Annotated in this window: 16 protein-coding genes and 1 tRNA gene; 8 read left to right on the forward strand and 9 right to left on the reverse strand. The window is 72.2% G+C overall.

What is annotated here, in order from left to right; all coding sequences use genetic code 11:
- Positions 1-2: 2 nt before the first annotated feature.
- A complete protein-coding gene (locus OG896_RS02915) occupies positions 3-644 on the forward strand; it encodes a hypothetical protein (protein ID WP_329362085.1) in 642 nt (213 codons plus the stop codon).
- Between the two features lie 119 nt (positions 645-763).
- On the opposite strand, the gene OG896_RS02920 is transcribed toward OG896_RS02915, so the two are convergent.
- Both OG896_RS02920 and OG896_RS02925 read right to left on the reverse strand, forming a co-directional pair.
- Positions 764-838, reverse strand: a tRNA-Trp gene (locus OG896_RS02920).
- Positions 839-1,104: 266 nt separating this feature from the next.
- Complete coding sequence (locus OG896_RS02925) at positions 1,105-2,592, reverse strand: MFS transporter (protein ID WP_329362087.1); 1,488 nt, start codon at positions 2,590-2,592, stop codon at positions 1,105-1,107.
- A gap of 113 nt (positions 2,593-2,705) precedes the next feature.
- On the opposite strand from OG896_RS02925, the gene OG896_RS02930 reads away from it, so the two are divergent.
- Entirely contained in the window at positions 2,706-3,602 is an 897-nt protein-coding gene (locus OG896_RS02930) for a LysR family transcriptional regulator (RefSeq protein WP_329362089.1), read from the forward strand.
- An 83-nt stretch (positions 3,603-3,685) separates the two neighbouring features.
- Here the strand turns inward: OG896_RS02930 and OG896_RS02935 are convergent, their stop codons facing one another.
- The 3 genes from OG896_RS02935 to OG896_RS02945 form a co-directional block, all read right to left on the reverse strand.
- Positions 3,686-3,910: a hypothetical protein gene (locus tag OG896_RS02935; RefSeq protein ID WP_329362091.1), complete on the reverse strand. Its 225-nt coding sequence runs from the start codon at positions 3,908-3,910 to the stop codon at positions 3,686-3,688.
- Positions 3,911-4,526: 616 nt separating this feature from the next.
- Entirely contained in the window at positions 4,527-4,790 is a 264-nt protein-coding gene (locus OG896_RS02940; RefSeq protein ID WP_329362093.1) for a hypothetical protein, read from the reverse strand.
- Between the two features lie 118 nt (positions 4,791-4,908).
- Positions 4,909-5,529 (reverse strand): L-threonylcarbamoyladenylate synthase, encoded by a 621-nt coding sequence (locus tag OG896_RS02945; RefSeq protein ID WP_329362095.1) that lies wholly within the window; start codon positions 5,527-5,529, stop codon positions 4,909-4,911.
- A gap of 174 nt (positions 5,530-5,703) precedes the next feature.
- Between OG896_RS02945 and OG896_RS02950 the strand changes: the two genes are divergently transcribed.
- From OG896_RS02950 to OG896_RS02975, 6 genes are all read left to right on the forward strand, one after another.
- On the forward strand, positions 5,704-6,924 hold the full coding sequence (locus OG896_RS02950; RefSeq protein WP_443057223.1) for a hypothetical protein: 1,221 nt from the start codon (positions 5,704-5,706) through the stop codon (positions 6,922-6,924).
- A 168-nt stretch (positions 6,925-7,092) separates the two neighbouring features.
- Positions 7,093-8,478: an MFS transporter gene (locus OG896_RS02955; RefSeq protein WP_329362099.1), complete on the forward strand. Its 1,386-nt coding sequence runs from the start codon at positions 7,093-7,095 to the stop codon at positions 8,476-8,478.
- Between the two features lie 130 nt (positions 8,479-8,608).
- Complete coding sequence (locus OG896_RS02960; RefSeq protein WP_329362101.1) at positions 8,609-10,315, forward strand: purine-cytosine permease family protein; 1,707 nt, start codon at positions 8,609-8,611, stop codon at positions 10,313-10,315.
- A 26-nt stretch (positions 10,316-10,341) separates the two neighbouring features.
- On the forward strand, positions 10,342-11,274 hold the full coding sequence (locus OG896_RS02965; RefSeq protein ID WP_329362103.1) for a GntR family transcriptional regulator: 933 nt from the start codon (positions 10,342-10,344) through the stop codon (positions 11,272-11,274).
- 147 nt (positions 11,275-11,421) lie between these two features.
- Positions 11,422-12,879, forward strand: a complete 1,458-nt coding sequence (locus OG896_RS02970; protein ID WP_329362105.1) for an amidase — start codon at positions 11,422-11,424, stop codon at positions 12,877-12,879.
- Positions 12,880-12,967: 88 nt separating this feature from the next.
- Positions 12,968-13,264, forward strand: coding sequence for a hypothetical protein (locus tag OG896_RS02975; protein ID WP_329362107.1), 297 nt, complete (start codon positions 12,968-12,970; stop codon positions 13,262-13,264).
- Positions 13,265-13,350: 86 nt separating this feature from the next.
- Here the strand turns inward: OG896_RS02975 and OG896_RS02980 are convergent, their stop codons facing one another.
- From OG896_RS02980 to OG896_RS02995, 4 genes are all read right to left on the reverse strand, one after another.
- Positions 13,351-15,150: an adenylyl cyclase gene (locus OG896_RS02980; RefSeq protein ID WP_329362109.1), complete on the reverse strand. Its 1,800-nt coding sequence runs from the start codon at positions 15,148-15,150 to the stop codon at positions 13,351-13,353.
- A 550-nt stretch (positions 15,151-15,700) separates the two neighbouring features.
- The gene (locus OG896_RS02985) at positions 15,701-18,463 is read right to left on the reverse strand and encodes an NPCBM/NEW2 domain-containing protein (protein ID WP_329362111.1); all 2,763 of its coding nucleotides are present in this window, start codon (positions 18,461-18,463) and stop codon (positions 15,701-15,703) included.
- A 164-nt stretch (positions 18,464-18,627) separates the two neighbouring features.
- Positions 18,628-19,902 carry a PP2C family protein-serine/threonine phosphatase gene (locus tag OG896_RS02990; RefSeq protein ID WP_329362113.1) on the reverse strand — a complete coding sequence of 425 codons (1,275 nt, stop codon included), beginning with the start codon at positions 19,900-19,902 and terminating at the stop codon, positions 18,628-18,630.
- Positions 19,903-20,074: 172 nt separating this feature from the next.
- Complete coding sequence (locus tag OG896_RS02995) at positions 20,075-24,064, reverse strand: GH92 family glycosyl hydrolase (RefSeq protein WP_329362115.1); 3,990 nt, start codon at positions 24,062-24,064, stop codon at positions 20,075-20,077.
- Positions 24,065-24,862: the final 798 nt, after the last annotated feature.

Here is a 24,862-nt window from a genome sequence, read left to right on the forward strand (position 1 = left end):
CGATGCTGACGCTGTCGATCTCGGTGCTGGCCGTACTCGTGTCGCTGGGATCGCTCTTCCTCGCGTACGCGTCGGACCGGCGCTCCGAGATGCCGGTGCTCCAGTTCATGTGGGAGAGCGGCCAGGGAACGACCGGCGAGCCGAAGTGGTGGCTGGTCAACGTCGGCGCCGGCCCCGCCACGAACGTCGTCGTCGCGCAGTCGCTCCGCACGGGTCTCGGCCGCGGCCTGGCCCACGAGACGTGGTTCAACCCGGTCCTGGTGCCGTCGATTCCGGCAGGCGGCAGGCTGGCCCTGGCGTGGCTGGGGAGCACGCAAGGTCTCGACTGCGGCTTGGGCGCGAGCTGTACGGACGTCCACCGGTTCTTCTACACCACCAAGTGCGGCGACGACGTGTCGATGTTCCACGTCGGCTTGCACCTGCCGCGATGGCCGCTGCTGAAACTCCACGGGGAGAAGGCGGTCAAGACCTGGTGGGGCGTGGAGGATCTGTCCGGTCCGGAGTGGTCGCACGCCGCGGCGGGGTGCGTGCGCAGGCGCTGGTGGCTGCCGCGGCGGTTCGGGCTCAGCCGCCGCCTCGGGGGGTGGGCGGACCCCGTGCTCTCCTACCGCCCGCAGGCCGCCGTCAGCGGCGCCCCGCAGTGACCTCGCCGGCTCGGCTCAGCCGGCTCCACAGTGCCCGAAAGCCCCGCCGCTGCCAGAGATCCCGGCCCCCTCCGCGAGCGGAAACGTGTCGGAGGAGGCGACCGGCCGGGCGAGGTGGACGAAGCCGGCCGGATTCGAACCGGCGTCCTCGCGGTTTTGGAGACCGCGCGCGTCGACCGCTGCGCTACGGCTTCGCCCAGCCGGAATCCTAGGCCCCCGCGCCGCGGACAGCTCCGGCTTCCGGTGCCCCTGGCGGCGCGGGCCGGCTGAAGGACCGTCACGACCGATTGGTCCCGCCCCGGGCAGCGGGCCCTGGTTGTCGGCTGGGCGCCCGCGCGCCCCGGTGCACCGTTCCGGCTCGACCAGTCGTGCGGCTTCGTTCCGTGGCCGGGGGCGCCGCTCGCGGAGCAGTGCGACCAGTGATCCGCGGCGGGAGCGGGAGCGCCCCGAGCGGCCGGCGTCAGCGGCTGAGCGTTGCCGGTTCGGGGGATGCCGCGGGCGGCTCGGACGTGGAGCGCGCGGCGAAGGCGACGTCGGCCGCGGCCACGACCAGGGCAAGCGCGATGAAACCGATGCAGTACAGCAGCCCCTTGGCCGCCGCGGCGGGGAAGCGTCGGTGCGACGCGCCCAGCGCGCCGAAGAACGCCGAGCCGGTGACGGCGAGGCCGACCGCCGCTCCGATGCGTTGAGCGGTCTGGAGCGCCGCAGCGGCGGTACCGCCTTCGGACGGGGGCACCTCGTGCAGCGCCAGCGTCAGGTTCGGCCCGACGACCACCCCGCTGCCGGCGCCGGCGAGCAGGAACGGCCCCAGCAGGACCAGCCAGATCGGGGTGCCGTGCACGGTGCGGATCAGGACGACCGTGGCGGCGAGCCCGATCACCACGGTGACCGCGCCGAGCAGGACCAGGAGCCGGCCGAGCCGGATGACGAACCGTCCGCTCAACGCGGCGCCGGCCGCGGCGCCGACCGCGAACGGCACCCCGGCCGCACCCGAGGCAAGTGCCGTGTAGCCGAGCCCCTGTTGGAGGTAGAGCGAGGTGATGAAGGGAATGGCGCTGTACCCGGCGAAGTACGGCACCCCGATGAGCGCGGCGAAGACGTACGACCGCTGCCGCAGCAGCGCCGGATTGACCAGCGGCTGCCCGCCGCGCCGGCCGCACCGTCGCTCCCACCCCGCGAAGCCGACCAGGACCACCACGCCGAGGCCGACGGCCGGCCACCGCTTGGCGCCGCCGAAGGAGGTCAACGGCAAGGTGACCGAGGTGATGCCGGCGCCGAGCAGCAGCACGCCGACAGGGTCGAACCGGACGGTACGGCCGCCTGTCCGGTCGAGCCGCCGGCGGTCGTGAGGGATGCGACGCGCCCCGAGGGCGTACGCGAGGACGCCGATCGGCACGTTCACCAGGAACACCCACCGCCAGCCGTTCGCGTTCCCGGCTCCCTGGACGATCAGCCCGCCGGCCACCGGCCCGACGGCGGTCGCCGCCGCGATCATGGCGGCGTACCAGCCGTAGGCGACACCGCGTTCCCGCCCGACGAACAACTGCTGCATCACGCCGACCACCTGCGGCGTGAGCATCCCGCCCGCGACCCCCTGGGCCAGCCGGGCGGACACCAGCCACTCTCCGGACAGGGCCGACCCGCAGGCCAGGCTGGTCACGGTGAACAGCACCAGGCCGGACAGCAGGAGCGTACGGCGTCCGAACACGTCGCCGAGCCGGCCGGCGGGCACGAGCACCAGTCCGAAGGCCAGCGTGTAGCCGGCCACCGTCCACGACAACTCGCCGGAGGAGACGCCGAGCCCGGCCTGCATCGACGGCATCGCCACGTTGACGATGCTCACGTCGAGCAACGTCATGAACCCGGCGATCAGGCACACCGCGAACGCCGACCAGCGCCGCGGGTCCGTGCCGCGCCCCGGATCGGGTTCGGCGATTGATTCGACCACTCGCACTCCCTGGTTTCCCGTTCGTCCGGGCACCAGTCCACTGGGCTCGGCGAGGGGTGGTCAATGACCAATGCGCCCGTAGACTCATCACCGAACGGAATCAATGGAGATCAATGATGGAGCTCCGGCAACTGCGTTATTTCGTCGCTGTCGCGGAGTTCGGCCACTTCGGCCGGGCCGCGGCGCACCTGCATATCGTGCAGCCCGCGGTGAGCAAGCAGATCGCCGGCCTGGAACGCGAACTCGGACTCGACCTGTTCGACCGCTCCCGCCGGCAGGCGAGGCTCACCTCCGACGGCGAAGCCTTCCTGCCGCACGCACGCCGGGTGCTGCGCGCCGTCGACCGGGCCGCGACCGCGGCGGCGGACCTCGCGGCGGGCTCGACGGGAACGCTGCGCCTGGGCGGCAACCCCGGTCTCGGCCGCCGGCTGGAGGACATCCTCACCGAGTTCCGCGAGCGGCGCCCGGCCGTCACGGTGCACCTGACGACGACCCGGTCGGCCCCGGAGAAGGTCGACGCGGTGCTGGGCGGCGACCTCGACGCCGCGTTCGTCGCGGCGGTGCCGAGGAACCCGCGCCTGAGGGTGCGTCACCTGTGGGACGAGCCGCTGCTCCTCGCGGTACCCGCCGGCCGCGATCAGGCCGCCGCCGGCCTGATCGGCCTCGCCGACCTGCCGCTGTCGAGGACGACCCGCGAGGAGAACCCCGACACGTTCGACCTGATCACCGACGCGTGCAAGGCAGCCGGCTTCACGCCCAGGCCCGGTCCCACACTCGTCACGGCGCAGGACATCCTGCTCGGCCCGGTCGCGGCAGGACAGTGCTGGACGGTGCTGCCCGCGCACACCGCGCACGCGGACTCGGCCGCCGTGGCGTTCGTCGAGCCGAACCGGCCGATCCTGGAACCCACGTCGTTCGTCCTGCCGTGCCCCTCCGCCCGCCCGGCCGCCGAGGAACTGCTCGCCGCCGTGCTCCAGGTGACGAAGCAGCGGACCGACGACCGTCGGTGACGACCGGCCGCCACGGCGAGCAGTCACGACAGGCGGGCCACGGCCGGCGGGTCACGGCCGGCCCGATCCGGCGGCCGGTCCGGTCAGCGGGTGGCCGTCACCATGGCTTCGTTCTGCGCCTCGACGATGTCGGGACGGTCGACGGGGATGCCGTGCGAGCTGTGCGCGGCCGTGACCAGACGCCGGTTGGGCGCCTCCTTCGCGAACGCGGCCTGCGCGCGGCACGCCACGCCCGCGCGTCGGGCGGCGAGGTCGGGAACGGCGTCTGCTCGGAGCCGATCACGGTGGCGGGCACGCTCACCGGCCACGCTGTCCGGTGGTACGCGTGCTGGTCCGCCACGTAATCGGCGGCGACCGCTGGCAGTTGACGGTCCCCCTTCGTCACGGGCTTGCCCTTCAACACGTCGACCTGCGCCTGGGTGGCCGCCGCGACCCGGGCCACCTCGGCGTCCGCGGAGAACCGCGGCACGCTCGCGTCCACCAGCACGGCCCCCGCGCACTGCCCCGGGTGCCGCCGGGTGGCATACGTGGCGATCTCCGCCGCCTCCGAACGCGCCACCAGGATCACGCCATGGGTGGCCCCCAGATCGATGAGCCCGGCCTCCAGGTCCGAGACCGCGCTCCGCACCTTCCGCGGGCCGGGCACCGCGTCGCCGGCACCCATCCCGTCCCGGAGTGCCCGCACCCGGCGAGCACCCCGGTCAGTTCCGCGGTCACCCCCACGGCGATCGCCGTACGCCGGCGCTTCGTTGACGACGGGAATCGTGCGGCCATGAGGGTCTCCCCCACAGCTACGGTTGCGGCCCGGAACAGTGGGTTCCCCGCGTTCCTTCGACGAGTTCAACCCTGCCGTGCCCCGCACACCCGCACCCTGCGGCCGAAACCCCGAACGGGGTGGACAAAACCCCGCCCCCAGCCGGGCTCCTACTCGAAGCGCGTGGGGTCGCCGGCGCCGTGATCCCCGGACGTCCCGCCGCCGTGAGGGATCGGTGGCACCGGGTCCGAGCGGTCGCGCTTCCGGCGCTCGCTCCACCAGTCGCCGCCCTGGAACACCAGCAGACCGCCCAGGAACGAGGACACCCCGGCGTACGCGAGGCCGCGCCCGTGCATGCCCTCCGCCCGGTCATCCGCGGCAACCGTCACGGCAGCCATCAACAGCGACCGGCCCACGTTCGCAAGACGCACCACGCCGCCTCCCCCCGGCACCCGACCACCAGGGTGCCCTATTCCGACAGTGCCGGGCCATGGACTCCCGGCACGCACGGGCGCCGGTGCCCCGGCAGACGTATGCGGGCCGGGCGGGCTCCTACTCGAAGCGGGTGGGGTCGCCGGCGCCGTGGCGGAGGATTTCGCTCGCGCCGCTGGAGAAGTCCACGACGGTGGTGGGCTCGGTGCCGCAGTCGCCGGAGTCGACCACGGAGTCGACGACGTGGTCGAGCCGCTCCTTGATCTCCCAGCCCTGGGTCATCGGCTCGCCCTCGTCGGGCAGCAGGAGGGTGCTGGAGACGAGGGGTTCGCCGAGTTCGGCGAGGAGCGCCTGGGTGACGACGTGGTCGGGGATGCGGACGCCGACGGTCTTCTTCTTGGCGTGCAGCAGCTGCCGGGGCACTTCGCGGGTGGCCGGGAGGATGAAGGTGTAGCTGCCCGGGGTCGCCGCCTTGATCGCCCGGAACACGTCGTTGTCGATCTGCACGAGCTGGCCGAGCTGCGCGAAGTTCTGGCACATCAGGGTGAAGTGGTGCCGATCGTCGAGGTTGCGGATGGACCGGATGCGGTCGATCCCGTCGCGGTTGCCCAGCCGGCAGCCGAGGGCGTAGCAGGAGTCCGTCGGGTAGGCGACGAGCGCGCCGGACCGGATGCTGTCGGCCACTCCGCTGATGATGCGCGGCTGGGGATTCTCAGGATGTACGTCGAGGTATCGCGCCATCGGCCAAGCGTAGTACCCCGCTTGCGCTTTGCTGTCCGCCCAGGTCAGGCGCGTCGGCGGGGGTACGGGCGGCACGGAGTGGCGTAGTTCACGAAAAGAGCGCAAAAGGAACTTTATGCCATCAGCTGTCCGTCTGTTCTTGCGGTTGACCGTGAGAGGTGGGCAGTGTCTGACATGGGAGCGGGACGGGTCGGCGACGGGCCCCCGGAGCAGGGCGAGCAGGTGGAACAGGCCGAGCGCCCCGACCTGGGCAAGCACCCGGGGAAGGGCCCGCACGCGGAGGCGGAGCGAAGCGCGGAGGCGGACCGGAGCCCGGGGGAGGGCCGGCGCCTCGACCTGAGCGTGCCGCAGGTGGCGGGGAGCGCCGTCGCCGCGGTCGTGGCCGCCAAGCTCGCGTCCAACCTCGGCGTGTACGGGACGATCATGGGCGCCGGAGTGGTCAGCGTGCTGGGCACCTGCGGCGGCTCGCTCCTCCAGCACGTCTTCCACCGCACCGGCCGGCACGTCCACGAGGTGGCCGGGCACGTCCACGGGGCAGCGACACAGGTCAAACCGAAGCTCCTCCGCTCGGCGACCGAGACGGCGGCCGCGGCGACGCGCCCGGCCACCTCGTGTACGGCCGCCGATACGGGCACGGCCGCCGCGCGTACGTTCACCGCCGTGGAACCCCCCGCGCCCGCCGCTCCCACGGCGATCGGTCCCGTGATGGACACGACGGTGGAACCGGAGGCGGAGCCGGCGGCCGACGCGACGAGCTCGTTCCCCCTGGACGCCACCGGCACCTTCGCGGCCCCCACCGCGTGCACCGCGTACACCTCGTACACCACGCCCACCGCACAGATCGATCCCGAGAGCACCGGCTACTCCGAGGGCACCGTGCACCGCGCCCGCGGGCTGCGCTGGAAGCGGCCGGCGGCGGCGGTGGCGCTCGCGTTCGGCCTGACCATGGGCGGCATCACGGTGTGCGAACTCGCCTCGGGCCAGAACATCAGCGGCCACGGCAGCGGCACGACCATCGGCAACGCCTTCACCGGCGGCAACTCGTCGCACTCCAGGAAGACCCCGTCCCCCGGGACCACGGAGAGCCCCTCCGGCGACCCCTCCACCGGCACGCGGAACGGGGGCGACCCCACACCGTCCGGCACCCGTCCGAGCACCGGCGGCACCGCGCCCACCTCCCCCACCCCCTCCCGGACGCCGAGCACCGGAACCGGAACGGGCGGCGGCGCGAACACGGGCGGCGGCACGGGGACCAGCGGCGGCACGGGTACGGGCGGCGCTGGCACGGGCGGGTCCGTCCGGCCCTCCCCGTCCGCCCCGTCGGCGTCCCCCTCCCCCTCCGCCAGCGGCGACCCGGGCGGCGGCGGCGCGGCCGACGCGCAGGACCTGCCGTAGCCCTCGGCCGCACCGTCCGGGACACCCGCGCCATCCGCCGCACTCGCCCCACCCACCCCACCCCGTATATGTGTCGACGTCAAGTATCTTGACGTCAAGCAATATCCCGGGGCAGACTCACGTGGTCTCTCGATATCGAGAGACATTCGCGACGAAGGGGGCGGGCACATGCGCGGCGGGGGAACCGGCCGACCGAACCGGGAACAGCGGCACGGCAGCCTGATCGCCCAGATACGGAACCCGCCGGGTGGCCGAGACGCGCGGACGATGCTCTTCGCCCTGCTGCTGGACCGCACCGGCTCCGGCATGTGGTCCGCGGTCTCGGTGCTCTACTTCACCTTCGTGACCGGGCTCGACGCCCGGCAGGTCGGGCTGCTGCTGGGCGTGGCCGGCGCGACCGGCATCGCCGGGTCCCCGCTGGCCGGCCGGCTCGCCGGTCGGTTCCCGCTCCGCCCCCTGCTGCTCGGGTCCCACCTGCTGCGGATGGCGGCCGTCGTCCTGCTGCTGGTCTGCGGCGACTTCGGCACGCTGCTGCCCGTGGTCGCCGTCATCTGCGTCGCCGACCGCGCGGCGAAGACGTGGGAGACGCTCTTCGCCACCCGCGCCGCGGGGCCGGAGCGCACCCGGTACCGGGCCCTGTCGCGCGTCATGATGAACGCCGGCTACGGCGTGGGCGCGGGCGTCGCCGCCCTCGGACTCGCGGTGGGCACCCGCGGCGCGTACACCGCCCTCGTGCTCGGCAACGCGCTGTCCTTCCTGCTCGCCGGCGCGCTGGTCGCGCGCACCCGCGAGTCGCGCCGGTCGTACGAGGCACCGGCGCGGGAGCACGGCGGCGCCGGTGGGCCGACACCCGGCACGAGCCCCTGGCGCGACCCCGGCTACCTGCTGTTCGTCCTGCTCGACACACCCCTGAACATCGATGACGCGATCCTCAACGTCGGCCTGCCGCTGTGGCTGGTGAACCACACCAGCGCGCCGCACACCGTGGTGCCCGCGTTCATGATCGTCAACAACATCCTGGTCGTCGGCTGCCAGATGCCGGTGTCCGCCCGGATCGACGGCCCGCGCCGCGCGCTGGGGGCGGTGGCGGCGTACGGCGGCGCCCTGCTCGCCTGCTGCGTCCTGGTGGCGCTGTCGGCCGGCGGGGGCCCGGTCACCGCCTCGGTGCTGCTGCTGGCCGCGGCGGTGGCGGTGACCGCCGCGGAGATGATGCGGGCGGTGAGTTCGTGGGAGCTGTCGGTCTCCATGGCGCCGGCCCGGTCGCAGGCGGCCTACCTCGGGGTCGCCGGGGTCTCGCAGGGCGTGGCGCGGTCGGCCGGCCCGGTGGTGCTCACCGGCGCGGTGATGGTCGCCGGTCCGGCCGGCTGGCTGGTGCTGGGGACCGCGGTGGCCGGCGTGTCGCTGGCCCAACGCCGCTGCTCCGCACGCCGGCTGGAGACCCTGCTCCCGCCGGAGCGGCCTGGCCCGAAACAGCCGCCGCGGCCGGCCGGCGAGCGGCGCATGGCGGCCGGGACCGGCGTTCCGGCCCCGGGTCCGGCCGATCAGCGCAGGTAAGCGGGGTGGGCGCGGCCCGGCGGGCGGCGTAGCGAGGCGTAAAGCGGCGCGGCATCCGCACGAAACACACCATTCATAGCTTCCCGGCCAAGCCGCCTGCGACGGCTCCGCTACGAAGGAGATGGTGGGTATGGGCCTGGCCGACAACCCGGAGATGGAAGACTACTCGCTACGTTTCACCCCCGCGGCCTTCCGCAAGTGGTCGCCGTGGATGGTGTTCCTGTCCTGCCTGGTGGGCATCTCGGCCATGGCGGGGTACGCCCTGGACGCGGCCTTCGTCGACGCGTACGGCTTCGGCAACGCGCTGGTCGGCTTCCTGGTGGCCGCGGCGGTGACGGTGCCGCTGACCTTGGTGCTCGCCTTCGCCATCGCCCGCAAGCACGTGGACATCGACCTGCTGACCCGCGGTTCGGGCTTCGGCTACCTCGGCTCGACCCTCACCTCGCTGGTGTACGCGACGTACACGCTGATCTTCCTCGCCTACGAGGGCGCCATCATGGCGCAGGCGGTCACCGCGCTGACCCACCTCGACATCCACCTGTCGTACGTGCTCGTGGCCGCGGTGATGATCCCGCTGACGCTGTACGGGATGACGTTCAGCTCCAGGTTCCAGGCGTGGACCTGGCCGTTGTGGGTCGCGCTGATCGGCCTGGCGGTGGGGGCGGCGATCACCTCGCCGGACGCCGGGCACCACATGACCTCGCCGGCCACCGTGTCGGCGTCGGGGGCGGCCGGGATCGGCGTGCTGGCGGTCTTCACCATCGCGGCCGCTCAGCTGTCACTGGCCACCCAGATCGGTGAACAGGGCGACTACCTGCGGCTGATGAAGGACCCGGAGCCGGGCCGGGAGCGCGGCTGGCGGCTCGCGGTGATCTTCGGCGGACCGGGCATGTCGCTGTTCGCGGTGGCCATCTTCTTCGCCTCCACGCTGCTGGTCGGCTACGCCGGCACCAAGGCCGACGCGAGCGTGGTCGCGGTGCCGGTGGACCTGTTCACGGTGGTCTTCGAGCGGGTGACCGGCGGCCACACCTCGGCGCTGGTGCTGGCCGGCAGCCTGGTGCTGCTCTCCCAGCTCAAGATCAACATCATGAACACCTACTCGGGTTCGCTGTCCTGGTCGAACTTCTTCTCCCGGCTGCTGCACCGCCACCCCGGCCGCGCCGCCTGGGTCTTCCTCCAGGTCGGCCTGGCGCTGGTGCTGATGGAGCTGGACATCTTCCACCACATCGTCACGGTGCTGACCTGGTACGCCAACATCGGCGTCGCCTGGATCACCGCGATGTTCAGCGACCTGGTGATCAACAAGCGCTGGCTGCGGCTGAGTCCGCCGCAGCTCGTCTTCCACCGGGCGCACCTGTACAACGTCAACCCGGTGGGCTTCGGCTCGATGCTGATCGCCGCGGCGGTGTCGATGACCGCCTCCTACAAGGTGTTCGGCCCGACCGCGGCGGCGCTGGCGCCGTTCCTGTCCGTCGGTCTGGCGCTGGTGCTGCCGCCGCTGATCGCCGCCGCGACCCGGGGCCGCTGGTACATCGCCCGGCTCAGCGAACTCCCCGCGGGCGCGGAGGAGTTGCCGTGCGCGGTGTGCGGCGGCGACTACGACGTGTCCGACCTGGCGACCTGCCCCTTCCACCGCGGCACGATCTGCTCGCTGTGCTGCTCGACCGAAGGCGCCTGCCACGACCGCTGCAAGCCGAACGCCTGGCGGCCGCCGGCCGGTGCCACGATGCTCGGCATGCCGGCGATGCCCGTCCTGGTCGCCCGCGGTGGCGACGATCCGGCCGCGGTGGGCGCGCACGCCGGTGGCCAGGCTGCCGTCGAGGAGGCCCAGGCGTGAGGGCATCGGCCGCGACCGCGGAACGTATGACGGAGACGGAGACGGAGCCGGACGCGGAACCGGCGCTGGAGCCGACGCTGGAACCGGACCGCGCGCCGCACCCGCCGGCCGCGGCGCCCGCCGAGCGCAACGCGCTCGTGCGGGACCGGAAACCCGGCGGCAACCGGATGCGGCCAGCATGGCACCGGATGAGACCCGTACCGCCTTCCCCCGGCCGCCGCGAGACCGCGCGCGTCCACGAGGTGCGCCGGCTGCGGGACATGATCAGGACCACCATCCAGCGCGACGGCTACCCCGGCGGCCTGCTCCCGCACGAGTCCGAGCTGATGGCCGGCCACGGGATGTCCCGGGCCACCGTCCGGGAGGCGCTGGCCATGCTGCGCGCCGACGGTCTGATCGAGCGCACCCAGGGCGTCGGCACCCACGTGGTGACCGCCACCGTGACCACCGGCCTGGCCGAGGCGCACGGCGCGGTACGGCCCACCGCCAACGGCCTCTTCGACCGGCGGATGCGCCCGCGGGTGCTGGACCGCAGCCGGATTCCGGTGCCCGGCACGGTCGCCGAACGCCTCGGCGTCCCGCTCGGCACGCCCTGCCTGCGCCTGGAGTACGTCGGCCTGCTCGACGAGGAACCGCTGCTCGTCGCCACCAACTACGCCCTCTACCCCGAGGCGGAGCGGCTGGGCGACAGCCCGTTCGTCTCGGACTGGTACGCCCTGATGGCGGCGGCCGGCGCGGCCTTCGGGCAGTCGGAGTTCGTGATCGGCTCCGAACTGGCCGACCCGCTCACCGCCGACATGCTGGGCCTGCGCCCGGGAGCACCACTGCTCGCGATGGAACAGGTCATCTACGACCCGGACGGGCGGCCGTTCGACGTGGCGTTCATCTACACCCGCAGCGACCGGATGCGGTTCATGTCCAGGGCCGTGGTGGACATCCCGCCGCCGGCCGGCGCCTGAGCGCCGCACCGCACCGCGCCGCGCCGTTCCGGCACCCCGCCGTTCCAGCACCTCACCGCCCCACCACGCAGCCGCCCCAACACGCGGCCGCGCCCGGTCGCGCCGCCGCCAACTCCCCTTCCCGCCAAGCACTTTGGAGCTGCCACCATGACCACCACGACCACCACAACAGCCACGACCACCGCCGCCACCGCCCTGCCGGTGACGCTCACCGACGCGGCAAGGGCGCTGCGCGAGGGCACCGTGACCTCGACCGCCCTCACCCGGGCCGCGCTGGCCGCCGCCGACCGGCTGGACGCGGCGACCGGAACGTACCTGCACCGGCTCGACGCCTACGCGCTGGCCACCGCCGAGCGCGCCGACCGGGAGCTGGCCGACGGCCTGGACCGCGGCCCGCTGCACGGCATCCCGTTCGGCGTGAAGGACATCCTGGCGATGGCGGAGGGCCCGACCACCGCGCAGAGCCTGATCCTGGACCGCCGGTGGGGTGCGGACAAGGACGCGCCCGTGGTCGCCCGGCTGAAGGCGGCCGGCGCGGTGATCACCGGCAAGACCTCCACCATGGAGTTCGCCTGCGGCATGCCCGACACCGACAAGCCGTTCCCGGTGCCGCGCAACCCGTGGGACACCGCGACCTGGCCGGGCGGGTCCAGCTCCGGCACCGGCACCGGGGTGGCCGGCGGGCTGTTCCTGGCCGGGCTCGGCACCGACACGGCCGGCAGCATCCGCATCCCGGCCGCCTTCTGCGGGGTGACCGGGCTGATGCCGACCTTCGGCCGGGTGCCCAAGTCCGGCTGCGTGCCGCTGGGTTACAGCCTCGACCACATCGGCCCGCTGGCCCGCAGCGCCCGCGACTGCGCGGCGGTGCTCGAAGTGCTGGCCGGCCCGGACGCCAGCGACCCGGACTGCGTGGACGCGCCGTTCACCGCTCCCGCCCTGACCGGCGACCTCACCGGCCTGCGGATCGGCCTGGTGCGCGAGCACCACTTCCCCGAAGGCAGCGACCCGGCGGTGGAACCCGCCTTCGAGGCGGCGGCCGCGGTGCTGGCCGAGCGCGGCGCGACCGTCGTCGAGACGGTGCTGCCGTACTGGTCGGAGATGATCACCGCCGACATGGTCACCATGTCCTGCGAGGCGCTCGCCTACCACCGCACCGACCTGTCCGACCGCTGGGGCGACTACTTCCGCTCCACCCGCGCCACCATCGCGCTGGGCGCGCTGGTCTCCGGTGCCGACTACGTCCAGGCCCAGCGGGTGCGCCGGGTCGCCCAGGACGCGCTGGCCCGGCTCTTCCGCGAGGTCGACGTCGTCGCCTGCCCGACCATCTCGGTCGGCGCGCCCGCCTACGAGTCGGCGGTCGACGCCGAGGGCCGGCTCGACGTGGAGGCGCTCTTCCGCTTCATCCACACGCCGTACTGGGACAGCGTCGGCAACCCCGTCATCGCGCTGCCGATGGGCTTCACCGCCGCCGGGCTGCCGCTGTCCCTGCAACTCGCCGGACCCGCCTTCGGCGAGGCGGTGCTGCTGCGGGCCGCCGACGCCTTCCAGCAGTCCACCGACTGGCACCTGCGGGTGCCGGCCGGCGCGGCACCGTACCCGGCCTGACCGCACGGCACCGCCCGCACCGCCCGCACCGCCCAGCCCCGACCCGCACCCGGCGCGCCCGCGCCGCACCCTCGGAAGGACCCCCGCCATGAACGACGCATCGCCCAACAGCGCGACACCGCACGCCGGTTCGGACGTTCCCGGCTCGCAGCAGACCGGTCCGCAGGACGCCGGCGCCGACGAGACGACCACCCGACTCCTGCTCGCCGCCGCCTCGTTGCCCGCCGACGCGGGCGAACTCGCCCTCCTCACCGCGCAGTACCCGCGGCGCCGCGCCGACGTGGACGCGCTCTACGCGGTGCCGGCCGCCCGCTACGCCGACCCCGCACTGCGCTTCCGGGCCGGCGCCACCATCGAGGAGTGGGCGCGGCCGGCGGCCGGCTGACCGCTCCCCCACGCCGACGGCCGCCGGTGCGGACCGGGTCTGCCCGGTCCGCACCGGCGGCCTGCCACGCGGGGCGGTCGCGACGGTCAGACGGTCGCGACGCCGTTCGCGTACCGCTTCATGTTGTACGTGCCGAAGCCGTTCTCGACCGGGTCACCGCTGCCGTTGATGCAGTGCAGGATGCCGCCGCCGGCCGCGTCGTTGAGGCAGACGGTCATCAGGTCGGTGAAGACCACGCCGGGCGTGTCGGGGACCTCGTAGGCGCGGTCGGTGTAGATGTTCGCCTCCAGGTTGAAGAAGCAGTAGCTCCCCAGTCCCCAGGCGAGGTGGTCGGTGACGGAGTCAGCGACCTTGTAGGCGGCGTACCCGTTGGTACCGCCGTGCACCCAGGCCGACTGGGTGGGCACGTCGTACGGGTGCTCGTTCTGGAAGAAGTACGTACGGCCGTGGTTGCCGTTCCAGACCACTTCGTACTTCTGGTAGTGCTCCACCGCCAGGGCGTAGGCGGTGACGTGCTCGCCGTTGACGAGGAAGCCGGTGTCGGCCGGGTTGACCGACCAGCCGACCGTGCCGTCCAGGCCGTGGTCGGCGCGCCAGAGCCAGAGGTTGTCGCAGATCACGTCGTTGCTGTCGAGCTGGACGCTGACCCCCGCGCCGCCGGGCAGGGAGCCGCCGATCCGGGCGTAGACGTCGAAGAGCGCGGTGGGGTCCGCGGAGTGCCTGATCCGGCTGCGGCCGTGGCCGACCCGCAGCAGCACCGGGGAGTGCGCCGAGGCCGCCTCCAGGAGCACCCCGGCGACGGTGACACCGCCGACGTCGGCGACCTCCACCAGGGAGTTGCCGTGGGTGGCCTGGAGCGTGGCCAGGCCGAGGCCCAGGACGACGGTGCCGGGGCGGTTCACCCGCAGCGGCGCGGACACCTGGTAGACGCCGGGGGTCAGCAGCAGGTGCCGGCCCTGCGCAAGGGCCCGGTTGAGGTCCGCGGCGGAGTCGCCGGGCTTGGCCACGTGGAAGTCCGACAGCGGGATGCTGCGGCCCTTGGCCCGGCCGTGGGCCCAGGTGGTGCCGGCGCTGTCGCGGCGCAGCGCGGGCACGAAGACCTGGTAGCCGCCGTGCCGGTCCGCGGTCAGGAAGGGCTTCTCCCGTACGGTCGGGGTCCGGTCGACGGTGGTGTAGGGCGGCGTGGGGAAGGACTGCGCGGGGGCGCCCTGGGTGCCGACGAAGACCATGTTCCAGTTGGAGCCGGTCCAGCTGCCGAAGGTGTCGTTGCGCGACAGCCACTGCTGCTGCGAGCCGGAGTCCACCTGGCCGTCCACCACGCTGTCGGCGAGGAATCCCCCGCTGGACCACTGGTTGCCGGGCGGGCTCGGCCACAGGGTCATGTCGCCCTTCACGTGGACGCGGCGCATCGGGCCCGCCTGGGCGACCGCCCAGCGCTCCAGGCCGTCCGGCGGGGCGATGCTCAGGTTCTCCGCGGCCCGCCAGAAGTTCTGCGTGCCGTTGCCGTCCAACCACTGCGCGTCGACGGTGACATGGCCGTTGATCACCACGTCGTCCGGGCTGTCGCCCAGGCCGAGCACGTGGGTGTAGAAGCCCACGTTGACGTCGACGTTGTAGCTGCCGGGCATGAAGGCCAGGGCGTACCGCTCGGTGCCGAACTGGTTGGACTGCTGGGTGGCGAACACGGCGTCGAGCTTCGCCTGGATCGCCGCGTCGCCCATGGACGGCTCGAAGACCAGGACGTTCGGTCCCAGGTCGGCGCCGCCCCCGTGACCGGGCTGCGGGTGACCGGGGTTCGCGTGGCCGGGCTGCGAGGCGAAGGCTGAACCGGTGGCGATGCCGCCGACCAGCGGCACCGCGGCGGCGACGGCCGCTCCGCGGAGCATGGCACGGCGCGTGGGAATGACGGACACGGCTCTCCCTGAAGTGGTGGATGGGGAGGAGAACTGCGGCTGGCCCTGAACCGCGTGAGAGCGCTCTCAGGGACGAAGTGAATCATCGCGCTTATGCAGCGTCAATAAAGCGGACGGTCATAACTCGACCGGCTGGGAGGCGCGAGGGAGAGGCCGCTGCGGCGGCAGTGACACCCGGCTGGGGCGGCTGTGGCAGCGGGTGAAGGAGTGGCGCCGGCACGGCGGGTGGATGCCGCACGGTACGGCGGCAGCGCGGCAGTTGAAGGCGTCACCGGGCGGCGGCAACATGGCGGGCGAAGGGCTTCGCGCCGGGCGAAAGAGCCAGGGGGCGGGCGAATGGCCCGCGGCGCCGAACGCAACCGTTCGGCCGCACCGAGCCCAACCACCCATCCACGCCACACGCAACCGTTCGGCCGCACCGAACGCAACCGCCCATCCACGCCACGCGCGACGGTCCGGCCGCGCGTGGGCACGGCCGGACCGGGTTGCCGGGGTCACCCGGCATCGCCTTGCGCGCGGGCGCTCAGCCGGAGCAGGTGACGACGGGCGCCGCCCAGTCCCCGTGGTCGTAGGCATTGCCGTCGCCGGCGTCGCCCACCACGAGGTCGAGGGTCTGCACGCCGGTCAGATCGGCGCTGATCTTCTGCGCCGGGTCACCGCCCTTGATGGTGCCCGTGGCCGTCAGCGTCTTGCCGTCGCCGAGCACGCTGAACGTGTCGCTGCCGGACGTCCCCGCATCGTCGTCGTTGCCGACCGTGGCGGTGAACTTCGAGCAGTTGCCGCCGAGATAGATCGTCACGTCGCTGATCGAGTTGGTGCCCAGGCCCTTCGGGTACACCGTGCCGCCGAGCGTGATCGGGGTGCCGTCACCGGCGTTGGTGCCGCCCACCGACTCGTCGCGCTCCACCGGGCCCCAACCGTTCGTGGACGAGACGAAGTCGAGGTCGCTCACGTCGTTCACCCCGGTCGGCGGCGGCGGGTTGGTGACCGCCACCTGCGCGTCCTGCCGCAGCCACTGCGCGACCTCGCCCTGCGCGAAGGTCGCGGTGGCGCTGACGGTCGCGGTCGACGCCTTGTCCGTCGGCGCCGTCAACTGCCAGACGGCGGTGGCGCTCTGCCCGGGCCGGATCGCCCCGAACACCTCCGGCTGGGCGTCGAAGGTGAACCCGGGCGCGGAGAGGGAGACGTTGACGCCCTCCGCGGTCTTCGCGCGGGCCGGCACCGACACGGTGGCGGACACCGTCAGGGTCTTGCCGCGTTGCACGCTCTTGGCCGAAGGCGTGACCGCCAGCGCCGCGGTGGCCTTGTCGCCACCGGTCTTCTGGAAGGACAGGTTGTCGAACTGGTCGGTGTCGTACGACGTGAGGCCGAGCCCGCCCTGGCCCGCGGTGTAGCTGCTGTCGTGGGCCACACCGACCTGCTTGCCGTCCACGGACGCGGTGATCGCCGAGCCGCTGAAGGAGAGCCCGAGCCGGTGCCACTTGCCGGTGCCGAGCGGGGTCGTCGCGGACCTGCTCAGCACCGTGCGGTTGCCGTCCGCGTCGCTCTTCAGGATCGTCCAGGCACCGGTGTCGCTGATCTGGAAGTAGTAGCCCTGCTGGTGGGACTGCGGGCGGCTCTGGGTGCCCGCGCGCCCGATCAGCTCGACCGTGCCGGGCTTGGCCAGTTCGACGTCGGACTGGAGCGAGTAGTCCGTCCAGGTCGGGTCGCCGACCAGGGTGAACGCGTCCGAGTCGTCCTGCCATTCGATCGGCTTGACCGGCGCCATCTGCTGCAGGCACATCCCCCGCCGGCCGGCGGCGCACTTCTGCACCTCGAACGAACCCTGCATGTCGGAGACGTACTTCGCCTCGGTGCCCGCGACATCGTTGTCAAAGCTGTCGGAGTAAGGCAGCTTCAGCGCGTGCGCGGCCGGGGCGGTGGCGGTGCCCTTGCCCTGCCCCGTGGTCGTGGTGACCGTGTAGATGTAGCCGGGCTTCATCGTCAGCGCGTACGTGCCGTCGGCCGACGGGGTGATGTCCTGCGTGTGCACGAAGTCCGTCGCCGCGCTGGGCTGGTCGACGTCGGTGGCCCACACGTGCGCGGTGCCCGTGGACAGGCCGCCCTTGACGGTGAAGTGCGCGGTCTGCGCGGCGGTGGCGGTGGTGGTCTCCAGCACCGTCGAATAGTCCTTGCCGTTCGGCGACTTGAGCGTCACGTAGCTGCCGTTCGACTCCGAGCCGCCGAGGTAGCCCGACCCCGCGTCGACGAACTTCCAGCCGGGCTGGGCGAACTGGGTGACCTGCGCGGTGGCCCAGGTGTTCTCGCCGATGCCGTAGTTGCCCGACCAGGGCGAGCCGGCGGTGGCCAGGCCCACCGTGGAGTACGGCAGGTTGGGGTAGATCGCGGCGATCAGCGGCCAGTTGAAGTAGCTGGTCATCTTCGCGTCGACGTAGCCGCGGGTGATGGAGCGGATCAGCGCGGGCGCGCCGGTGTTCATGTCCTGCGAGCCGTTCTCGCTGGCCCACAGCGGCTTGCCGTTGTCCTGTGCGGTCTTCGTGCTGGAGCAGGTGTCGGCGGGTCCGCCGTCCCCCTGGCAGGGATAGTGGGCACCGATGATAGAGACCGCGTTGTTGAAGTCGGGGTCCTTGGCCATGTCGTCGGCGACGTCCCAGCCGCTGTCGTCGGCCACGATCTGCACCTTGGAGTAGCCGGCGTCGTCAAGGGCCTTGCGGAGCTGGACGTACCAGTCCGCGTCGTGGCCGCGCTCGTTCCAGCCGCCGAGGTACTTGATGTCCAGGCCGTGGCTCTTGGCGCAACCCAGCCACGAGATCAGGTAGTTGATGGTGTCGGTCGACCAGAAGCCGCCGTTGATCCACCCGGGCGCGGCCCACGCCAGGCCGTACAGGCCGATGTCCGGGTTGCGCTTGACCGCCTGCTCGGCGAGCCAGAACTCGTAGCCCGCGTCGCAGTTGACCGCGCCCTTGGTGTGCTCGATCGACGGCTCCGAGCCGTCCGTGGAGTTGGCGTCGCCACCGATCTCCAACTTCAGCAACTGGAGGTTCGCGCCGTAGCCCGGCTTGAACATGTAGTCGAGGATCTGCTTCTGCTGGGCGGCCGGATAGTCCGTCAGCAGGCGGGAGTTGCCACCGCCACCGCTGATCGCGCCGATCCCGTCGAACGTCCGGCCGCTCTGGCCGCCGTCCACGCTGATCGACGTGTCGGGGTCCGCGTGGGCCGGCGCCGTGCTCGCGGCCAGCAGCGCGGCCAGCAAGGCCAGCACCCACAGCGGGGTAAGTCTCCACACACGAGTCATCACTCGGGGCATGGCTGACGCCCTTCACTAGAGGAGGATGGCGCCAAGTGTCCCTACCTGTTGAATATTCGGTCAACAGCGCGAACAAAGAAACACAATCAAACATCCCCGGTGCCACCGCCCGGGTAAAAACCTCACCGGGCGAACAGGACCCGTCAAAGCCGGATGACGAGCAGGGAGATGTCGTCCTGCTGGCCGGAGGGGTCGGTCATGGCCGGGAGCAGGCCGTCGGCCAGGTCGTCCGGGGAGAGCGCGCGCAGCTCGCGGATGGCGTCGATCAGGCGGCCCACACCCGTGTAGATGTCCTCGCCGCGCCGCTCGATCAGGCCGTCGGTGTAGAGCACCAGGGTGTCGCCCGCCCGGTACTCCGCGGTGGCCTGCGGCCGCGGCACGTGCTCCAGGCGCGCCCCCAGCGGCGGGTCGGTGGCCTGGTCCAGTAGGTCGTGGCTGCCGTCGGCGTGCATGAGCACCGGCGGCGGGTGGCCGGCGTTGCTGTACATCACCAGCCGGCTGTGCGGGAAGAGCTGGCAGGTGAACGTGGTGGTGGCCATCGCGCCTTCGTGGGAGCGCGCGTACAGGCCCAGCGTCTCCAGGGCGCCGTTGGGGCCGTCGGCGACGCGGATCGCGGCGCTCAGCGCGCTGCGCAGCATCCCCATGACGCTGGCGGCGTCCACGCCGTGGCCCACCACGTCGCCGACGGACAGCGCCAGCCGCCCGTCGGGCAGGTCCACGACGTCGTACCAGTCCCCGCAGGCGTTCATGCCCTTCAGCGCCGGCAGGTAGCGCACCGCGATCTCGGGGTGCGCGGCAAGGTCGGGGGTGGCGAGCATGGCCCGCTGCAGGGCCAGCGCGACATCGCGGGTGCGCAGCGCGGACTCCTGGAGGCGGGCGTTGGCCTGCCGCAACTCCTTTGCCCTGGTGAACAGTTCCGCGCGCGGCGCCTCGACGTCGGCGGTGTCGTCCGCCCCGCCGTCGTCCACCGCGCCCTCGTCCCCCCGCTCGGAGCGGACGTACTCGGTGACGTCGTCGACCTGGTGGATGATCAGCTCCACCTGGCCGTCGGTGCCCTTCACCGGCCGGTTCACCACGTTCCACCAGCGGGGGTCGAACCGGCCGGCCCGGTCCGGCCGCGCCACTGTGAAGCGGTGCATCAGCAGCATGTTGGTGCGGCCCGAGGTGAGCGCGACCTCCAGCGACCTGCGCTGGACCTCGGCGCCGTGCGAGGCCGGGTCGCCGGGGTCGGGCGGGTAGGCGTCGAAGAAGCCGGAGCCGAGCAGTTCCTCCGCCGCCCTGCCGGTGGCCGCGACGTACGCCTCGTTGACCGCGACGATCGTCAGCTGCCGGTCGAGCACGATGCAGGCCGCCGGCATCGCCGCGAACAGCGCCGCGTAGTCCAGCTCGGCGCCCTCGCCGCCAGCCACCGCGACCACCCGGCCTCCCTGTCTGCACCCGTGTCGTACGCCCTGGTCCGGCCGTGCACACCAGTCAACCCCGGCGGCGCGGCCGCCTCGCTCAGGCGCACGGGCGGCTCGCCCGGACAGCGGAACGCGGCGACGCCCCCGGCACGGGTGTGACGGGGGCGTCGCCTCGGGCGGGTGCGGATCAGTGGTGGGTGCTCGCGCCGGATGTGGCGAGCAGTTCCACCTCGGACAGCGTGGTGGACGTGCCGCCGTTGTTCGCGGTCACCACCAGGCGGTAGGACGAGTAGGCGCCGGGGTGGGCGATCTCGAAGGGACGGGTCTGCAGGCGGTCGTCGAAGGTCTGGCCGCTGCGGGTGTCGACGGTCTTCCAGTGCTTCCCGCCGTCGTCGGAGCCCTGGAGCTGCCAGCTCTTCGGGTCCTGGGCGGCGGTGCTGCCGGAGGTGAGGGTGTAGAAGGTGGCCTTCTGCTCGGCCGACTTGCCGCTGCCCTGGTAGGCGTAGGTGATCTGCGGCGTCGCGGACGGGAAGGTCACCGCGGTCTTGGAGGTGTTGTCGAACAGGCCGGACACGTCGGTGCCGTCGGCCGCCGAACCGGTGCCCAGGCCCGCCCCGGTGGTGTCCGCGAGCGGCTTCGGGGTGCCGCCGGCCGGGGTCAGCGAGGTCTGGACGGCGGAGCTGCCGGTGCCCCACGTGGACGGCTTGGCGCCCATGGTGAAGTCCAGCACGGCGCCCTTGGAGAGCTGGTCCTGGGTCAGGTAGACCTTGTTGTACGGCTTGCCGTTGACCTTCAGCGACTGCACGTAGACGTTGCTGCGGCTGTTCTTCGGCGCGTTGACGGTGATGGTCTTGCCGTTGTCGAGGTGGATCGTCGCCTTGGTGAACAGCGGCGAGCCGATCTCGTAGTTGCCGCTGCCGGTCTGCAGCGGGTAGAAGCCCAGCGCGCTGAAGATCTGCCAGGTGGAGGTGGCGCCGTTGTCCTCGTCACCGGGGTAGCCCTGGCCGATCGAGCTGCCGGTGAACAGCCGCTGCTCGATCTCCCGGACCGCCGCCTGGGTCTTGGCCGGCGCGCCCGCGTAGTCGTACATGTACGGGATGCCGTAGGAGGGCTGGTTGCTCATGCCCAGCTCGCCCATGCGGACGTCGCGGGCCTCGATCATCTCGTGGATGGTGCCGCCGTACGACCCGGTGTCGCCCTGGGCGGTCTCCTGCGTGCCGAAGAACGTGTCGAGCTTCTTCTCCATGCTCTTCTGGCCGCCGTACAGCGAGGTCAGGCCGGCCGGGTCCTGCGGCACGGTGAAGGCGTAGTTCCAGCCGTTGGACTCGGTGTACTCGTAGCCCCAGGTCTTGGGGTCGTAGTCCGAGTCCGCCACCCGCCAGGAACCGTCGGCCTTGCGGCCCTCGAAGAAGCCCACGTTCTTGTTGAAGATCGTGGTGTAGTTCTGCGCGCGGGCCAGGAAGTACGCGGACTCCTCCTGGTAGCGCTCGCGGTCGGCCTTGGAGGTGCCGGGGGCCTTGGCGAGCTTCGCCGCCATGGTGCCGATGCCGTAGTCGTTGACGTAGCCGTCCAGCGACCAGGAGACGCTGCCGTCCACCGAGGTGTTGGTGTAGCCGGTGAACTCGGAGGTGTCGATGCCCTTGCGGCCGGTGCCGGAGTTCGGCGAGACGGTGGTGGCGTTCTTCACCGCCGCTTCGTACGCGGCCTTGGCGTCGAAGCCGGTCACGCCCTTGGCGTAGGCGTCGGCGAAGGCGACGTCGGAGCTGGTGCCGGTCATCAGGTCGGCGTAGCCGGGCGAGGACCAGCGGGCGGTCCAGCCGCCGTCCTTGTACTGCTGCACGAAGCCGTTGGCGAGCTTGCCCGCGGTGTCGGACTCCAGCAGCGAGTAGGCCGGCCACTCGGTGCGGTAGGTGTCCCAGAAGCCGTTGTTGACGTAGACCTGGCCGGGGACGACCTTGGCGCCGGTCTGCGTCGGGGAGCTGGGGCCCTGCGGCGAGAACGAGCTGGCGTAGCTCCACACCGGGTGCGCGTTCGTCCCGGTGTTCTCCGAGGCGGAGTTCGGGTAGAGGTTCATCCGGTACAGGTCGGAGTAGAGCGTGGTCAGCTGGTCGTCGCTGGCGCCCTGCACCTCGACCTTGCCGAGCTTGGCGTTCCACGCCTGCGCGGCGCGGTCCTTCACGGAGGTGAAGGAGGTGCCCTGCGGGATCTCCTGGTCCAGGTTCTTCTTCGCCTGGTCGGCGCTGATGAACGAGGTGGCGATGCGCATGGTCACCACCTTGTTGCCGGAGGTGTCGAACTGCGCGTAGCCGGTGACGTTGTCGCGGCCCGCTCCGGTGGTCTTGGTGGCCGTGCCGGGCGTCCGGTCGAACTCGGCGTGCACGTACATCCGGCTGGCGCCGGTGGACAGCCCGCTCTTGTGGTCGGCGTAGCCGTCGAGGGTGCCCTTGGCGGCGTCGAAGGTCAGACCGCCGTTGTTGTCGATGTTGTCGAAGAGCAGGTCACCGGTGTTGCCGGGGAAGGTGAAGCGCATGATCGCCGAGTGGTCGGCGGGCGCGATCTCGGCCTTCAGGCCGTTGGTGAACGTCACGCCGTAGTAGTCGGGCTGCGCCACCTCGTCGGAGTGCTTGAAGGGCAGCGCCCGCTTGGTGCGGTCCAGGTCCGGGGTACCGGTGGCCGTGGAGGGCATCACCTGGAACAGGTCGCGGTCACCCATCCACGGGCTGGGCTCGTGGCTGATGCCGAGCGCCTGGAGCTCGGGCAGGTTGTCGGCGTTGTTCTGCGCCGCGTAGCTGTACTCCCAGCTGTCCGAACCCGCGTCGGTGACCGGGGTGTAGAAGTTGAAGCCGTTCGGCACCGCGGTCAGCGGCAGGTTGTTGCCGCGGGAGAAGGACCCGGAGGAGTTGGTGCCGCGCCGGGTGTCCACGTGGTCGACGTAGCTCCTGGAGGTGTTCGCCGCCGGGGCCGCGCCGATCGTCAGGTCGTCGATCCAGCCCTTGAACTGGGTGGCGGCGCCCTGTGCCGCGCTGCCGGCCGGGTCGTCGTAGCCGAGCAGGATGCGGTCGATCGTCTTGCCCGCGGCGACCTTGCCGACGGACGCGGCGACCGCGTTCCACTGCGAGGCGTAGAGGATCTTCGAGTCGCCCTGCGCCCGCGGGGTGAGCGCGACGCCGTTCACGTCCTGCGCGCTGCTGCGCAGCTGGCTCAGGTACGTGCCGTCGGTGAAGTGCAGGTCGATCGAGGCGTACGTGCTGGGGTACTTCAGGTCCCCGCCGGTCAGCTCCGGGAAGATGTCGTACGACAGCTGGGTGTCACGCGCGACCGGGATGTGCACGTCGTAGAGCTTGTTCCAGGCGTGCACCGCGCCGGACGCGGTGTGGGTGCCGGCGTACTCCAGCGCCTTGGCGCCGGTGAAGCCGACGTTGGGCTTGACGTCGGGACCCGAGGACGGGCCGCTGCCCACGTCGGTGGTCATGCCGGCCACCGGGGTCGGGGCGGCGGAGCCGTCGGAGAGGATGAGGTCGGCGAGCTGGGTGGAGCCGGTGTTGCCGCTGTTGGCCGTGACGTTGAGCCGGTAGTAGCGGTAGGCGCCGGGGTGGGCCACGTCGAAGATGTCCGACGAGAAGCGGTTGGCGAACTTCTGGCCGCTCTCGGTGTCCACGGTGGTCCAGGTGGAGCCGTCGGCCGAGCCCTGCAGCTCGAAGTCCTTCGGGTCGCGGTCCGGGCTGTCGTTGGCCGAGGTGAGCGCGTACTTCTTGACGGTCACGTCGCCGGACAGCTCGTACTGCAGCCAGCCGGTGGTGGCGAAGGTCAGCCACTTGGTGTTGGGGTCCTCGTCGGCGGCCTTGCCGGCCGTCTCGTCGGGCGGGTTGTCCGAACTCGCCGTGACCTTGGCGATCTTGTCCTTGATGCTGCCGGCCAGCACCGGCACGTTGCCGGCGGTCACGCCGGAGACCCACGCCTTGCCCTTGGCGTCGGTCTCCGAGGTGCTGGTCCAGGTCGGCTGCGGCTGCCCGGACTCGAAGGACGTGGTGAAGGCCGGCGCGGGGGTGTCGCCCGCACCGTGCGAGCCGCTGCCCGCGGCGTGCGCGAGGCCGGCGGCGGGCACGGTCAGGGCCATGGACACCGCGGCTGCCAGTAGTGATCTGGCGAGGGTGCGGCGGGATCGGCCACTTCTCATGGAGGTGCTGCCTTTCTGGTTACGGCTCCAGGTACTGACCGGTGCCCCGCCCGCTTGCACGGGGGTCGCGGGCGGGCGGGGCACCGGCAGGTATGCGGCGGTCGGACGGGCGGTCAGGCGGCGGTCAGGGACGATCGGCCGCGGTCAGGCGTTGTGCCCGCTGATCGCGTACAGCGCCAGGTTCGTGTTGTCGGGAAGGGTGACGGACTGCGCGGTCTTGCCGCTGTCCAGCGGGACGGAGAGGTGCCAGAGGTTGACCGCGACGCCGTCCGGCGCGCCGCTGCTGTTGTAGCGGCTGTCGGCGTGCACGGCGATGTCCTCGCCGAGCCGCGGGGAACCGGCCGCCCAGTCCGTGGCGTTCAGCGCGACCTGCGCGCTGCTGCCGTCGGCGTAGTGCACCGTCGCGGTCGAGGTGACGTCCCCGCCGTGCGCGGAGAGCAGCACGTCGAGCCCCGAGTAGGCGCGCGGCACCAGGGAGACGGTCTGGCCGTGGGCGGTGACGAAGTTCTTCGCGGTGCCCGCGGTGTCCGGGAAGTCGTAGGCGCGGCCGGCCAGCACCCCGGTGCCGGGCGTCGGCATCTGCTCGGCGGGGTAACTGGTGCCGGTGCCGTCGAAGTCCGCGCCGGGGCCGCCCGCCGCGCTCACCCCGTCCACGTCGTACTGACCGGACAGGTCCTGCGGGCAGTAGCCGCTGCTGCCCTGGCAGCCCGCGGTCGTCACCGACACCGGTACGGTCCTGGTCGCGGTCGGCCCGCCGGCCTGCTTCACCGTGACGGTCACCGGGTAGGTGCCGTCGGG

The sequence above is a fragment of the Streptomyces sp. NBC_00669 genome, from assembly GCF_036226785.1.
Classification (GTDB): Bacteria; Actinomycetota; Actinomycetes; order Streptomycetales; family Streptomycetaceae; genus Actinacidiphila.